13 protein-coding genes are annotated in these 13,022 nt (G+C 61.1%); 7 read left to right on the top strand and 6 right to left on the bottom strand.

What is annotated here, in order from left to right:
* Positions 1–31: 31 nt before the first annotated feature.
* From IEX24_RS00200 to IEX24_RS00180, 5 genes are read right to left on the bottom strand one after another with little or no spacing between them, the layout of a single operon-like run.
* Positions 32–865: a class II fructose-bisphosphate aldolase gene (locus IEX24_RS00200; protein ID WP_188671878.1), complete on the bottom strand. Its 834-nt coding sequence runs from the start codon at positions 863–865 to the stop codon at positions 32–34.
* Complete coding sequence (locus IEX24_RS00195) at positions 862–1,785, bottom strand: 1-phosphofructokinase family hexose kinase (protein ID WP_188671875.1); 924 nt, start codon at positions 1,783–1,785, stop codon at positions 862–864. Before IEX24_RS00195 ends, IEX24_RS00200 begins: the two co-directional genes overlap by 4 nt.
* Positions 1,770–2,906, bottom strand: a complete 1,137-nt coding sequence (locus IEX24_RS00190) for an N-acetylglucosamine-6-phosphate deacetylase (RefSeq protein WP_188671872.1) — start codon at positions 2,904–2,906, stop codon at positions 1,770–1,772. The genes IEX24_RS00195 and IEX24_RS00190 overlap by 16 nt, the downstream gene beginning before the upstream one ends.
* Positions 2,903–3,787 (bottom strand): ROK family protein, encoded by an 885-nt coding sequence (locus IEX24_RS00185; protein ID WP_188671869.1) that lies wholly within the window; start codon positions 3,785–3,787, stop codon positions 2,903–2,905. Before IEX24_RS00185 ends, IEX24_RS00190 begins: the two co-directional genes overlap by 4 nt.
* Positions 3,784–4,665 carry an SIS domain-containing protein gene (locus tag IEX24_RS00180; RefSeq protein WP_188671866.1) on the bottom strand — a complete coding sequence of 294 codons (882 nt, stop codon included), beginning with the start codon at positions 4,663–4,665 and terminating at the stop codon, positions 3,784–3,786. Before IEX24_RS00180 ends, IEX24_RS00185 begins: the two co-directional genes overlap by 4 nt.
* Positions 4,666–4,803: 138 nt before the next feature.
* Between IEX24_RS00180 and IEX24_RS00175 the strand changes: the two genes are divergently transcribed.
* The 5 genes from IEX24_RS00175 to IEX24_RS00155 all read left to right on the top strand — a co-directional run bounded on the left by IEX24_RS00175 (position 4,804) and on the right by IEX24_RS00155 (position 9,719).
* Positions 4,804–5,589: a DeoR/GlpR family DNA-binding transcription regulator gene (locus tag IEX24_RS00175; protein WP_188671863.1), complete on the top strand. Its 786-nt coding sequence runs from the start codon at positions 4,804–4,806 to the stop codon at positions 5,587–5,589.
* Between the two features lie 164 nt (positions 5,590–5,753).
* Positions 5,754–7,010, top strand: a complete 1,257-nt coding sequence (locus IEX24_RS00170) for an extracellular solute-binding protein (protein WP_188671860.1) — start codon at positions 5,754–5,756, stop codon at positions 7,008–7,010.
* Positions 7,011–7,098: 88 nt separating this feature from the next.
* A complete protein-coding gene (locus tag IEX24_RS00165) occupies positions 7,099–8,025 on the top strand; it encodes a carbohydrate ABC transporter permease (RefSeq protein ID WP_188671857.1) in 927 nt (308 codons plus the stop codon).
* Positions 8,025–8,927 carry a carbohydrate ABC transporter permease gene (locus IEX24_RS00160; protein WP_188671854.1) on the top strand — a complete coding sequence of 301 codons (903 nt, stop codon included), beginning with the start codon at positions 8,025–8,027 and terminating at the stop codon, positions 8,925–8,927. Before IEX24_RS00165 ends, IEX24_RS00160 begins: the two co-directional genes overlap by 1 nt.
* Before the next feature lie 6 nt (positions 8,928–8,933).
* A complete protein-coding gene (locus IEX24_RS00155; RefSeq protein WP_188671851.1) occupies positions 8,934–9,719 on the top strand; it encodes a glucosamine-6-phosphate deaminase in 786 nt (261 codons plus the stop codon).
* A 31-nt stretch (positions 9,720–9,750) separates the two neighbouring features.
* Here IEX24_RS00155 and IEX24_RS00150 read toward each other — a convergent pair whose 3' ends face one another.
* On the bottom strand, positions 9,751–10,383 hold the full coding sequence (locus IEX24_RS00150) for a TetR/AcrR family transcriptional regulator (protein ID WP_188671848.1): 633 nt from the start codon (positions 10,381–10,383) through the stop codon (positions 9,751–9,753).
* Positions 10,384–10,443: 60 nt separating this feature from the next.
* On the opposite strand from IEX24_RS00150, the gene IEX24_RS00145 reads away from it, so the two are divergent.
* Together IEX24_RS00145 and IEX24_RS00140 are read left to right on the top strand one after the other, a co-directional pair.
* Positions 10,444–11,946 (top strand): purine-cytosine permease family protein, encoded by a 1,503-nt coding sequence (locus IEX24_RS00145; protein WP_308419023.1) that lies wholly within the window; start codon positions 10,444–10,446, stop codon positions 11,944–11,946.
* 11 nt (positions 11,947–11,957) lie between these two features.
* Positions 11,958–12,974 carry an agmatine deiminase family protein gene (locus tag IEX24_RS00140; protein WP_188674096.1) on the top strand — a complete coding sequence of 339 codons (1,017 nt, stop codon included), beginning with the start codon at positions 11,958–11,960 and terminating at the stop codon, positions 12,972–12,974.
* Positions 12,975–13,022: the final 48 nt, after the last annotated feature.

Here is a 13,022-nt window from a genome sequence, read left to right as displayed (position 1 = left end):
TCGCGCCGATCGTGCATTGCGTTGGCTGAGGTCAGCCGTTGATCAGCCGCAACAGGCGCCCGACTTCAGCGCTGAGTGCGGCCCGGCCCGCTGTGACGAAGGTGCGCGGGTCAGTCTCGAGGGGCTTTTCCTGAAGCACGGCACGAACCGCGCCGGTGAATAAGCCATTCAGGTGCGTGGAGATATTGATTTTCGTCATACCTGCGGCGATTGCCGCGACGAGTTGATCATCGGGGAGCCCTGATGAGCCGTGCAGAACCAGAGGCACCGGAACAGCCGATGAAAGGCGACGAATGAGGTCGAGGTCGACCGACGCGACCCTGGTGGTCATGGCGTGGGAGCTTCCGACGGCGACCGCGAGCGAGTCGACGCCGGTTTGATCGACGAAGCGAACTGCATCGTCCGGGTCGGTTCGCACCCCGAACGCGTGCACTCCGTCTTTGCCACCGACTTCACCCAGCTCGGCCTCGACCGGTACGCCGAAGCTGTGACAGGCGGCCACGATCTCCCGAGTGGTTGCCACGTTTTCGTTGTAGGGCAGCTTCGACGCGTCGAACATGACGCTATCGACGCCGAGGGCGAGACCTTGCCTGACGAGTGCCCCAGATTCGATGTGATCTAGATGCACGGTCACTGGCACCGAGGCGGCGCGGGCGATACGAAGGGTCGCAAGCACGATCGGCGCCAGGTCACCGTGATAACGAATGCAGTTCTCGCTGATCTGCAAGATGACCGGCAGGCCGACGTTCTCGGCACCGGCGACGATGCCCTCGGCGTGCTCGAGAAGAACCACGTTGAACGCACCGACCCCGCTATGCGAGAGTCGAGCCGCAGTCAACAGGTCGATGGTCGTTGATGTGTTCACGAAGTAGCCCTTTCGGCGAGCAGCTGGGAAGAGAAACGGGAGAAATCGACGAGATCGACCTCACCGGCGACGGGTCGGAGTACGGCGGCCGCGCCTGCAGCAGAAGCCCAGGCCAAGGCCGTAATTGGGGGGGCACCTTGGAGGCGAGCCGCTACGAGGCCGGCCGTGGCTGCATCTCCGGCGCCCGTCGGATTACCCCGAAGGCCTGGTATTGCAGTGACGTGATACGCATGGCCGCCCTCGTACGCGAAAATTCCCTCGCTGCCGAGAGAAGCCACGACGCAGCCTGCTCCACGCCTCAACAAAACCTGTACGCCATCTTCGACCGTGTCTGCATTGGTCGCGTCACGAATTTCGTCGGCATTCGCCTTGAGCACGTCTGCGCCGGCTTTCGCGGCCTCGATCATCCACCGCCCCGAGCAGTCGACGACGACCTCGACCCCGGCCTGCCGGGCATCGCCGATCCAAGCGCAGAGTTCTCCGTGAGGGGCTGCGCCTGGCAGTGAACCGGCGATCACGAGCACCCGTGCGTCAGAGAGTTCAGCTCGAATGGCTGCTCTGAGAGCCAGCCATTCGTCTGCACCGAGGTCGGGGCCGGTTTCGTTGTAAACGGTTGGATGCCCGACCTGGTCGGCGACTGTCACAGTGCTTCGTGTTTGGCCCCTGATGATGACCGGATGCACTCCGCCGGAAAATGATTCGAGCTGTTCCGTGAGCACGACGCCATTCCGGCCACCGAGAGGGAGCACCGATACCGTGCTCACATTCAGCGTGTCTAGCACCTGTGCGACATTCAGCCCCTTACCACCGGGTCGGTGGTGAACTTCAGCGACGCGGTTGGTCTCGCCTGGCCGGTTCACAGGCACGTGGTAGGTGACATCTAGCGCAGGATTCGGCGTCACGATCACGACGTCAGCCATCGCCCCCGCCTCATGACTCGAACCACTTCAGTACCCTCGCGATTCACGACCAGAAGATCTGCGTTTTCACCGACGGCGAACGAGCGCGACTCGAGGCCGAGAATGCGTGCCGGAGTCGATGCCGTGGCCTCGATCGCCTCACGGAGCGACCTGTTGAGTACCGTTCTCAAGGTGTGAAATCCATTGCTCGCCGTTGAGGTGGAGCCTGCGATCGACGAACCGTCGGCCAGCCACGCGGCGCCATCGGTGACCTGCACGACTGACCCCGCGATGCGGTACACCCCATCCGGGCATCCGGCAGCCTGCATGGCGTCGGAGATAACCGCCACGCGGCCGCGAGCAGAATTCAGAGCGATCGTTTGAGCCTCCCCCGTGAGGTGGAAGCGATCTAAAATCAACTCGACCACCGCACGGCTGTCGCTGAGGGCCACACCGGCCAGCCCAGGGTCGCGATGGTGAAAGGGCCTCATACCGTTGTACAGATGCGTCACCACCCGTGCCCCCGAATCGAGCGCAGCGCGTGCCGTGTCAGCATCGCAGTCGGAGTGACCGATGGCGGCAACGATGTCACACTCGACGAGTCGATCGATCAGCTTCAGCGCGCCTGGCAGCTCGGGCGCGATGGTGACCATGATGATCGCGCCGCCGCCTGCCTCGATGAGGTCATCAAGCTCACGAAGATCTGGCACACGCAGCAAGTCTTGGCGGTGCGCTCCTCTTCGCGTGGGTGCGAGGAACGGTCCTTCCAAGTGGATGCCCGCGAGGTCTCCCGATTCGACGCTCGGGGCTAGACGGCGCGCCGCGGCCGCCATCGAGTGCAGCGCCGACGTAGCAACTGACGCGACAACTGTCGTGCTACCGAGCGAGTGATGGTAGGCAGCCGCTTTGCGCACCTCGGCTTCAGAGCGGGCAGACCCGAAATCCACACCGAGGGCGCCGTGCACGTGCATATCGACGAACCCCGGAATGAGGGTGCCAGAAACGTACTCCGAATTAACGCCTAGCTGCTCAGACTCACCGGCACCGACGATCTTCTCGCCATCGAGTTTCAGATAACCCGGCGACCACTCGTTCTCTGCAGTAACGATGCGATCAGCGACTATCGTTCGCACAGGCGTCATTGCCGCGCGCCCTTTCGCAGCACGTCGGCTGCGAGTTGGGCCGCACCCACCGCACCTGCGCTGACCCCGTGTGCGGCCTTCACGATTGTCGGAAGAGGTGCGTCGGCAACACGAGCCGCGAGGCCCTGCGTCAAAGCCGGCAGAAGGAGGTCGGCAGACGCACTGAGCCCGCCACCGATCACCACCAGCTCAGGCCCGACCGTAACGGTGATCCAGGCGATCACGTCGGCCAAAATCACAAGGGCGTCGTTCCAGACCGCGACGGCCGCAGGGTCGCCTGCGCGCACGAGATCAGTCGCTCTACGCGCGTTCGGCACTCCCAGACGCCGCGCGATGGCGCCCGCTGATGCGATATCTTCGATGGTGCTGCCGGCGTGGGGGCCTTGTAGAAGGCGAATCTGGCCGACCTCGCCTGCCAATCCGCCGAACGTGAGCACCTCACCGTTGTGGGTATATGCGGCAGCCAGCCCGGTGCCGATCGGAAGAAAGGCTGCCACGCCAGGCGTGCGTGCGCTCGCACCGGTTCGGGCTTCGGCTAGCGCGCCCGCCCGAACGTCGTGGCCGAAAGCAATCGGTAGCCTGAGTGCGTCACCGAGCGGGCCGGCGACCGCAACATCCTTCCAGCCGAGATTGACCGATTGACGGCAGATACCCTTGTCTTCGTCAACGAGGCCGGGCACGACGATTCCTATCGCCTCGATGCCGGTGCGCCATCTCGACGCTTCGATGCGAGAAACGATGGTCGCGATTGTCTGCTCGCCTGTTCGATCGTCGCGCGGCGTCTGTTCTGTCCACTGTTCGAGCACTGTGTCGTCTGCGTCGACAAGTAGCCCTTTTATCGTTGTGCCGCCGACATCGACTCCCTGGCGCACCGGATTCATGACGACAGAATGACAGAACGCGTGAGGGCGCGTGGATGGTCAGGATCAAGGCCGCGCTGAACGGCGAGTGCTACCGCGAAACGCTGGGCAACGATCAGCCCGGCGATCGGATCGAGGCCGTGGCGCACGAAAGTCGCCCCGGTGTGATCGATCTCGTCGGCAAACCCCTCGGGGGCGTCACCGAGGCACCAGACCAACCGCCCCGGTTGGGCGATCGCGACGGGGCCGTGACGGTAGTCCATCGCGGGATAGGACTCGGCCCAGAACTGCGCCGCCTCGCGACATTTCAAAGCGGCTTCTGTCGCTAGGCCGACGGCCGGGCCCAGTCCGACGAAACTCACTTGTTCGGCAGCGAGCAGCTCGTGGATCGGGATCGACAGCGCCAGCTCGGCTTCGGCGGCGAGGTCAGCGATGTCGTGCCCGAGATGTGCGCGCAGCAGCGCGAGCGCGGTGGTAGCGAATCGGGTCTGCACAACCGAACGCTCATCAGCGAACGGCAACGCAATGACTCGCGACGACCCCATCGCAAGCGGGCTATCGGGTACGGCCGTGATGACCACCGTCTTATCAGCGGGCAGAACGTCGAGCAGATCGAGAATCTCGGTTGTTGTGCCTGAGCGTGAAAGAAGGATGTACGCGTCATAGTCGCGGCCTACCGGAAACTCCGACCCGGCAAAGGCATCGGTCTCGCCGTGACCCGCCTGCTCTCGAAAGCCCGCATAGCTCATGCCGACAAACCAGCTCGTACCGCACCCGATTATGGCGGTGCGCTCTCCGCGAGCGGGGAGCAGGTGAGCAACATCGGAAAGCATTCCAGCGGCAGTTAGCCACACGTGGGGTTGCGATGCGAGTTCCGCATCGACGAAAAATTCGGTCATGACAGCTCTCTCAAACCTGGGTGAACAGTACAGACTGATTATGATTGAAATGCCTTGAAACAGTCAATAACAATCACAGAATTGATCGTTATCGACAGTAGTGTTGGGACATCGACAAATGCAGGAAGGGCTGCTTTCTTGACACAACAACACCGGCTGAACGCCTTGCTCGAACTCGTCAGCGACCGCGGAGAAATCTCTATCACCGAGATCAGTGACGCACTGCAGATCTCGGCGGCAACAGCCCGCCGTGATCTCAATGCACTTGCTGACGAGCACCTGCTCACTCGCACGCATGGGGGTGCGGTTGCATTGGGAACGGGGTACGAACTGCCCTTGCAATACAAGATCGCGCGCCAGGGTGAAGCGAAACTGGCGATAGCCGGGGCGGTGAGCAAACTCGTTTCTCTGAGTGACTCCATCGGCCTGAACGGGGGCACGACGACAAGCGAGGTCGCGAGGGCGCTCGGTCGAAGCCCACACCTCGTCGGCAAAGACGTCGAGTACGGTCTCACCGTGGTCACCAACGCCCTCAACATCGGCTACGAACTCTCAGTGCGGCCTCACATCAAGATCGTCGTGACAGGCGGCATTGCACGTCGGCAATCATATGAACTCGTCGGTTCGATTGTGACGAATACGTTGTCAGATTTAGTGCTCGACACGGTCATTCTCGGCGTCGACGGCCTGAGCGAGCAGTTTGGCGCCACGACACTGCATGAGGGCGAAGCAGAAGTCAGCCAGTCGTTCGTCAAGGTCGCGAAGAGAGTCATCGTCGTTGCCGACTCCACCAAGATGGGCAGAGCAACTCTGGCCCGCATCAGTCCGCTTGATCAAATCGACGTGCTGGTGACGGAGAAGCCCGTTTCGGGAGCTCTCGCTGCGGCGCTGGACGCCGCCAATGTGCGGGTCGTACTTCCGTGACGAACAGCGGGTCGAAACGCGCTCGAGTGTTTCAGTGACGTAACAGATTTCTGATTGCAGAAAATTTCTCTTTCGATTTTCGACGTGAGCGGTTAGTGTCCAGTTGTGATCGATTTACACCTGAAAAAATCACAATCAAGCATCGGCCCTGAAAGGGAGTCAGAATGAAATCACAGTTAGCGCGCCGCGTCAGCGGCGCAGCCGCGATTACGGCGGCTATCGCCCTGGCAGCGACGGGATGCGCCAGCGGCGGCGGCGGCACGAGTGCCAGCGGCTCTGCCGTCACCCTCAAGCTCGTCGCAGCCGACTACGGCACCGGGCCGAGCAACACGAGCCAGACGTACTGGCAAGACATTGCGACCGCATTCCACGCGCAAAACCCGAACGTCACCGTCACGGTGCAGACGATCAACTGGAACGACTTCGACAGCCAGGTTCAGACCATGGTGCAGAACAAGCAGTACCCCGACATCACCGAGGGCGACTACTTCTCTACCTACGCTCAAGAAGGCCTGCTGTACCCGGCAACCGACGTACTATCGAACCCCGACAACCTGCTCTCGGCATTCAAAGATCAGGGTAGCTACAACGGTGTGCAATACGGCATGCCGTTCACGACGAGTTCCCGCACGTTGTTCTACAACAAAGCGCTGTTCTCCCAGGCAGGTATTACCAATGCTCCTGCGACGTGGGCCGATATTCAGACCGACGCAGCGAAGATCACCGCTCTCGGCAAGATCGGCTTCGGCCTTCCGCTCGGCTCAGAAGAGGCGCAGGCGGAATCGCTGCTCTGGATGCTCGGCAACAACGGCGGCTACCAGACGTCCGACGCAAAATATGACATCAACAGTGCCGCCAACGTGCAGACCTTTCAGTTTCTGAACACGCTCGTCAAAGCAGGAGACACCGAGCCCAGCCCCAGCACCGTGAACCGCACCGACCTGTGGCAGAAATTCGCTCAGGGTCAAGTGGGAATGGTCAACGGCTCGCCCGCGCTCATCCCGATCATTTCCAGCGGTGGCGTGCTGAAAGACAGCGACTGGGCCTCGACCCAGATCGCCGGCAAAGATGCCGCACTGACCAAGACGCTCGGCGTGAGCGACAACGTCGCCGCGTTCAACGCGAACGGTCACCAGGCCGAGATCAAGAGCTTCCTCGACTTCGCCTATCAAGACCAGTACCAGCTGTCGTTCTCAAAGGAATACGACCTGTTGCCGGCGACGACGACGGCCGCCAACTCCTTGGCTGCCGACCCCACCTTCGGCGGGTTCATCAAGTCGCTACCCAACTCTGTGCAATACCCCAGCGACACGTCATGGCCGCAAGTGAAGACGAGCATCCAGCAGACAATCGGTACCGCCGTGGCCGATGACCCGTCGACAGTGCTCGGCCAGATACAGCAAGTGGCGTCAGGGCAGTAAGAACACAGAACAGGCACAGTAGACGGTGAGGATGCTCGGCGCGGCAGTCGGGCATCCTCACCCCCGTTCGATGAACAGAGGAGTTCACATGAGCGTCGATATCGCTCCCCGCCTGCCGGCGCGGCCCTTCCGCTGGCGCCTGTCACGATTGACGCCCCTGATCTGGGTCGGCCCGGCCGTCGTACTCATCGGAGTCGTCGTCATCTTGCCGGTGATAGTCATGATCCAGTCGTCACTTCAGAAGATCAGCCCAGACGGGTTCGTGCTCGGTGACGCCGGGTTCAACAACTTCACCAAGCTGTTCGCCGAACCCGCCTTTGTCGGTGTTCTTCTGCGCACTGCCATCTGGACGATCGGGGTGGTGGTGGTCACCATGGTCATCTCTCTGGCACTCGCCCAGCTTTTCAACGCCCGGTTCCCGGGGCGCCGGTTCGCCCGCTGGGCTCTCATCGTTCCGTGGGCGGCATCGGTGATGATGACCGCGCTCATCTTCCGTTGGGCGCTCGACTCGAACAACGGTGCGATCAACGTCGTACTGAACCGACTCGGGCTGCTTGACGCCTTCAACTCGAACGAGTCTGCGTGGCTGGGCAACCCGCCGGCCGCGTTCGGCTGGATGATGCTTGTCGCCATATTCGTGTCATTGCCGTTCTCGACCTACGCGATTCTCTCGGGGCTGCAGTCGATACCTGAAGAGATCTATGAAGCCGCAGATCTCGACGGGGCGACGAAGTGGTCGAGGTATCGCGCCATCACGCTTCCCCTTCTACGCCCGGCGATCATCGTTGCAGTGCTGATCAACGTGATCAACGTGTTCAACTCATTCCCGATCATCTGGGAGATGACTCGCGGCGGCCCCGCCTACGCGACCAGCACGACGACCACCTTCATGTTCACTCTCAAGCAAAGCTTCATCGGCGAATCTGCCGCGATGTCTGTCATTAACTTCGCCATCGTGATCATCATCGTCGTCATTTACTTGCGCTCTACGCGCTGGAAGGACCAGGTCGACTGATGACCAGCCTGATGGAAAAGAAAGCCGCCGCCGTGAACCCTCTGCCCGAAAAAGCGCTCGCACCGCCCCGGCGCCGCCGTGCGCAGACGAGAAGATATCGCACGATTATTCTCGCCATCATCGCCTATGCGGTGGCACTCATCTTCTTGGTGCCATACATCGAGATGGCGATCGTGGCTGTTCGGCCGGCCAACGAACTTCTCAGCAGAAACCTGCTGCCCTCCCATGCTGACTTCTCGAATTTCGTCACCATCTGGTCGAGCGGATTCGGTGGCAACCTGGCCACGAGCCTCGAGGTTGCCGGCGGCGCGACCATTCTGGTGCTGCTCGTCGCTCTACCCGCGGCCTACTACACCGCCCGCCAGCGCTTTCGCGGCCGCACTGCGTTTCTGCTGCTCGTACTCGCGACCCAGATGTTCCAGCCCGCCGCGATGCTCGTCGGTATTCAGCGCGAGTTCTTGAACTTCAACCTTCCACCCACGATCTCGCTCATCCTCATCAACGCTGGATTCAACATGGCCTTCGCCATCTGGATCTTGAACGCATTCTTTTCGTCGATTCCCGTCGAGTTAGAGGAGGCCGCGATGGTCGACGGGGCGAGCCGCATCGGTGCGGTCATGCGCATCACCCTGCCCCTCGCGCTGCCAGGCGTCGTCACGGCGCTGATCTTCACCTTCATTACTGCGTGGAACGAATTTCTCGTCGCGCTGACGTTGACGCTCGGGGCACCGTCAGGGCAGCAACCACTGACCGTGACGATCAACAACTACATCGGCCAGTACTCCATCGACTGGGGTCACCTCTTTGCGGGGGCGCTCATCGCGACCGTGCCTGTGATCATTCTCTTCGCCTTCATCGAAGGTCGAGTGGTCAGCGGGCTCACCGCCGGTGCGATCAAGTAGACGCTGATGACAGAAGTCGTCATAGCCTCAGACGAGGCAGAAGGCAGTCGGCTCGCAGCACTCATTGTTGCAGCACAGATTCGCACGAAGCCGAACTGCGTTCTCGGGGTCGCTACCGGCTCGAGCCCGCTCGCGTTGTACGAGGAATTGGCGGCACAGAAGCGAACCTTCGATGCCTCAGGGATTCGAGCATTCGCCCTCGATGAGTATGTCGGCATCGCTCCGACGCACCCGCAAGCCTATCGGGCCGTGCTGCTGCGCACGTTCATGCGGCCGCTGGGGCTGAACGAATCGGCATTGTCTGTACCCGCCGTCGAACCCTTCACCCTCGAACGCACGGGAGTTGACTATGAGCAGCGAATCACCGACGCGGGCGGAATCGACCTGCAGATACTCGGCATCGGAACAGACGGACACATCGGCTTCAACGAGCCCGGTTCCTCGCTCGCTTCGCTCACCCGCGTTAAGACACTGACCTCGCAGACACGCGCCGACAACGCCAGATTCTTCGACCCACCCGATAGTGTTCCGGTTCATTGTGTGACACAGGGCATCGGCACGATCCTGCGCGCAAAACATCTTCTGCTACTCGCGTTCGGCGAAACCAAAGCGCGCGCCCTCGCTGCGGCAGTCGAGGGACCTGTTACAGCGTCGGTGCCGGCCTCGGCAATACAGCTGCACCCGCATGTCACCGTCGTCGTCGATGAGGCGGCAGCGCGGGAACTGCTGAACGCCGACTACTACCGCTACGCCTATGAACACCAACCATCGCCAGCGCGTGGTCGCACGTAGTCATCGGAAACTCGGCTGAACCGTCGCGAGGTCATGTGCTTGTGCCGCTGAGTGCGTGCTCGGGAAGATCAAGTTCTCGCTCTACATTTCGCAGAACCAACTCAGCGACCACTTCGTAGTCGATAAATGATCGCGTTGCGGCTCGCACACTCAAACCGTCGATGAGCGACATGATCCGCGTCGCCGATGCAGATGGGTCGATCGCGGTGAAATCGCCGACATCGATCCCGGACTGAATGAGCGCAGCCAGAGCTGTCACATCGGCCCTCATCTGAATAACGACCTCGCGGAGCAGCGCTGGACGTCGCCTGCTGGCTTGCCAGGCGTCGAGCCAGAGAAGGCTGACGGCGTCTCTCTCTGTATCGAGGAGCTCGGTGAACAGCCGCAGCAGCTGCTGTGACGGTGTCGGTGCAGCAAACGCGCCGGCATAAATTTCGGTGCGTTCGGCTGTCGTTGCATACCCGAATGCCGCTGCGACCAGGTCGTCTACGAAATTGAAGTAATGGTTGATGAGGCCTGGAACAACTCCGAGAACCTCGGCCACATGTTTCGCGGTGACTTTCTCAAGGCCCTCGTTGACCGCGATTCGGCTCGCGGTTTCGACGATCTCGGCTTGGCGTGCGACAGGGCTTTTCCGTTGGGTGGGATTCTTTCGAGTTGACATCACACAACTCAGGGTATTGACTCATCCACCAACAAGCAATTAGTTTCGGCACCAATAACGATGACGAACGGATCAATGATGACAAATGCAATTGCACCGCAGCACGCCGAGCGCCCGCCAGAGCCTGCTAGCGACCGGGCCGGCAAGATCGAGACACACGGCACCGATTACATCCCCGACGCTGAGCGGCATGGCCGGGCACGCTCTCTGTTCTCTGTCTGGGCAGCGTCGAACGTAACGTATCTCTACTTGGTTCTCGGGGGCACCCTTATCCTCCTAGGGCTCAACCTATTCGAGGCTCTAGCGGTCGTGGTCGCCGGCAACGTGTTCTGGCTTCTCGTGGGCTTTCTGTCGATCACCGGACCGGTGTCAGGGAGCCCGAGCGAGGTTGTGACTCGCACGATGTACGGTATCCGTGGAAACCGGATCTTCAATCTCGTGCTGGGTTGGGTGATCGGAGTCGCGTACGAGGCCATCAATCTTTCCATTGGCGCACTCGCAGGTTTTGCGCTTGTCGAGTTGTTCTTTGGTGATGCCAGCTTCCCGATTCAGGTACTCATCGTGCTCGTTACAGCGCTCATAACCTTCACGATCAGCGTCTTCGGACACGCCACGATCGTAAAACTCAGCGGCTGGTTCACCTGGGTGCTTCTGGCGTGCCTCGCCGTCTTAGCGTTTTTCGTGGTGCAACACGCGAACTTCTCGTATCAGCTTCCCCCAGACCAGCAACTGCACGGCGGTGCGCTGTGGGCCGTGGCAGCCATTGGATTCACGATCATCGCTTCGTCTCCACTCTCGTGGGGCACAGGCGCGGATTATTCTCGCTACCTGCCCGCGAATATTTCGAGGAAGGCAGTGATGGGCTGGACGGCGCTCGGCGGGTTCATACCCGCAGTCGTGCTCGGCACCTTGGGTGTGCTCGCCGGAACGGTCGTCGACATGACGGATCCGCAATCGTCGCTCAGCACTCTACTGCCAGCGTGGTTCTATCCCGTCTTCTTACTCGTCATCGTGGTCGGTTCGATCACAAATAACGTGCTCACCGCGTACAGCACCGGTCTGGCGCTGCTTGCCGCAGGGATCCCCTGGAAGAGATCGGTCACCGTAATTTTCGATGCCGTCATTGCCGTCGCCATCACGAGCTACGCCTTGTTCATTTCGAACTTTTTCGACACCCTGAATAGCATCCTCGAACTCACCGTCGCGCTCCTCGGCCCAGCGTTGGCCATTTACGCCGCCGACATCGTGCTGAGAAGGAACAGCTACGACGGCCACCAACTTCACGACGAACGTCCGAATTCGCCCTTCTGGTATTTCCATGGCGTAAACCTCCCGGGAGTCACCGCGCTCGTCGTCGGAACGGGGGTGGCAGTATTATTCGCCGATACGACCCTGTTTATCGGGCCGATCTCCCAAGCGCTCGGCGGCGCTGACCTCTCAGCCATCGTCGGCCCACTCCTCGCCGCCGTCATCTATGTCGTCATGACGATACTGCAACGCCGTGCAACTCGACCTGCGAGCGCAGATCGCACCGAACCTGTCATGGAAGGAGCCGCCCGGTGACGAAGTGGAAGATGCCGTCAGAAACCGCACCGCACGACCGAACGTGGATGGCGTTTCCTCGATCGAACGGCTCCCTCGGAACCGGCAGCACCGCAGACGCCGGCTACGCCGCATGGACGGCCGTCGCGCATGCGGTCGCCGAATTCGAACCAGTGACAATGGTGGTCGACCCTACAGAATTAGAACGAGCGAAACGGATGCTCGGCACGGGTATCGAGATCGTACCCGCCCCGCTAGATGACTTCTGGATGCGCGATTTCGGCCCCACATTCGTGCACAACGAAGCGGGTGAACTGGGCGCTGTCGACTGGATCTTCAATGGCTGGGGCGCACAAGAAGCCGCTACCTGGAACCACGACAGTCAGATCGCAGCGTTCGTCGCCATGCAAGCCGGCGCAGCGCGAATCCCATCGCTGCTTGTCAACGAGGGCGGCGCTATTCATGTTGACGGGCAGGGAACCGTGTTGGTGACCGAGACGGTGCAGCTCGACCACCATCGAAACCCTTACGCAACACGAGAGAGAGTCGAGCTGGAACTGGCCCAGACCATTGGCGCCACGCACGTCATCTGGCTGCCCAGGGGGCTGACCCGCGACTACGAGACATGGGGTACCCGCGGTCACGTCGATATGGTCGCCGCGATTCCTTCGCCCGGTACCCTCTTGCTTCATCGCCAAGATAACCCCGACCATCCTGACTATGCAGTCACCCGGGAGCTACGGTGTTTTCTTGAAACCACCCAGGACGCGGCTGGGCGTAACTGGAACATTATTGACCTGCCGGCTCCGCACACCCTCGTCGATGAGACCGGATTCGTCGACTGGAATTACGTCAACCACCTGGTCGTGAACGGCGGGGTCATCGCCTGTGGTTACGGAGAACCTGACGCCGACGCATTAGCACGCGAGGTTCTCTCCGCTGCCTACCCGGGGCGCACCGTTGTCACGGTGGATGCCCGGGAGATCCTCGCTCGCGGAGGCGGCATCCACTGCATAACTCAACAACAACCCGCCTCGCCGACACGCTGACTCAGCCGAAACCGAAAGTAACACTCTTGACTCTGCCCGTCGCCCGCC

Origin of the sequence: Subtercola lobariae (assembly GCF_014640255.1) — a bacterium.
In the GTDB taxonomy this organism is placed as follows: domain Bacteria; phylum Actinomycetota; class Actinomycetes; order Actinomycetales; family Microbacteriaceae; genus Subtercola; species Subtercola lobariae.
Note: the sequence above shows the minus strand (reverse complement) of the source record. Positions and strands in the feature narration are given on the sequence as shown.

Coding starts and splice junctions, on each gene's coding strand:
- IEX24_RS00140 (WP_188674096.1), top strand. CDS start 11,958: ATGCCGTCAGAAACCGCACCGCACGACCGAACGTGGATGGCGTTTCCT.
- IEX24_RS00155 (WP_188671851.1), top strand. CDS start 8,934: ATGACAGAAGTCGTCATAGCCTCAGACGAGGCAGAAGGCAGTCGGCTC.
- IEX24_RS00190 (WP_188671872.1), bottom strand. CDS start 2,906: ATGACGCCTGTGCGAACGATAGTCGCTGATCGCATCGTTACTGCAGAG.
- IEX24_RS00165 (WP_188671857.1), top strand. CDS start 7,099: ATGAGCGTCGATATCGCTCCCCGCCTGCCGGCGCGGCCCTTCCGCTGG.
- IEX24_RS00170 (WP_188671860.1), top strand. CDS start 5,754: ATGAAATCACAGTTAGCGCGCCGCGTCAGCGGCGCAGCCGCGATTACG.
- IEX24_RS00150 (WP_188671848.1), bottom strand. CDS start 10,383: ATGTCAACTCGAAAGAATCCCACCCAACGGAAAAGCCCTGTCGCACGC.
- IEX24_RS00145 (WP_308419023.1), top strand. CDS start 10,444: ATGACGAACGGATCAATGATGACAAATGCAATTGCACCGCAGCACGCC.
- IEX24_RS00195 (WP_188671875.1), bottom strand. CDS start 1,785: ATGGCTGACGTCGTGATCGTGACGCCGAATCCTGCGCTAGATGTCACC.
- IEX24_RS00180 (WP_188671866.1), bottom strand. CDS start 4,665: ATGACCGAATTTTTCGTCGATGCGGAACTCGCATCGCAACCCCACGTG.
- IEX24_RS00185 (WP_188671869.1), bottom strand. CDS start 3,787: ATGAATCCGGTGCGCCAGGGAGTCGATGTCGGCGGCACAACGATAAAA.
- IEX24_RS00160 (WP_188671854.1), top strand. CDS start 8,025: ATGACCAGCCTGATGGAAAAGAAAGCCGCCGCCGTGAACCCTCTGCCC.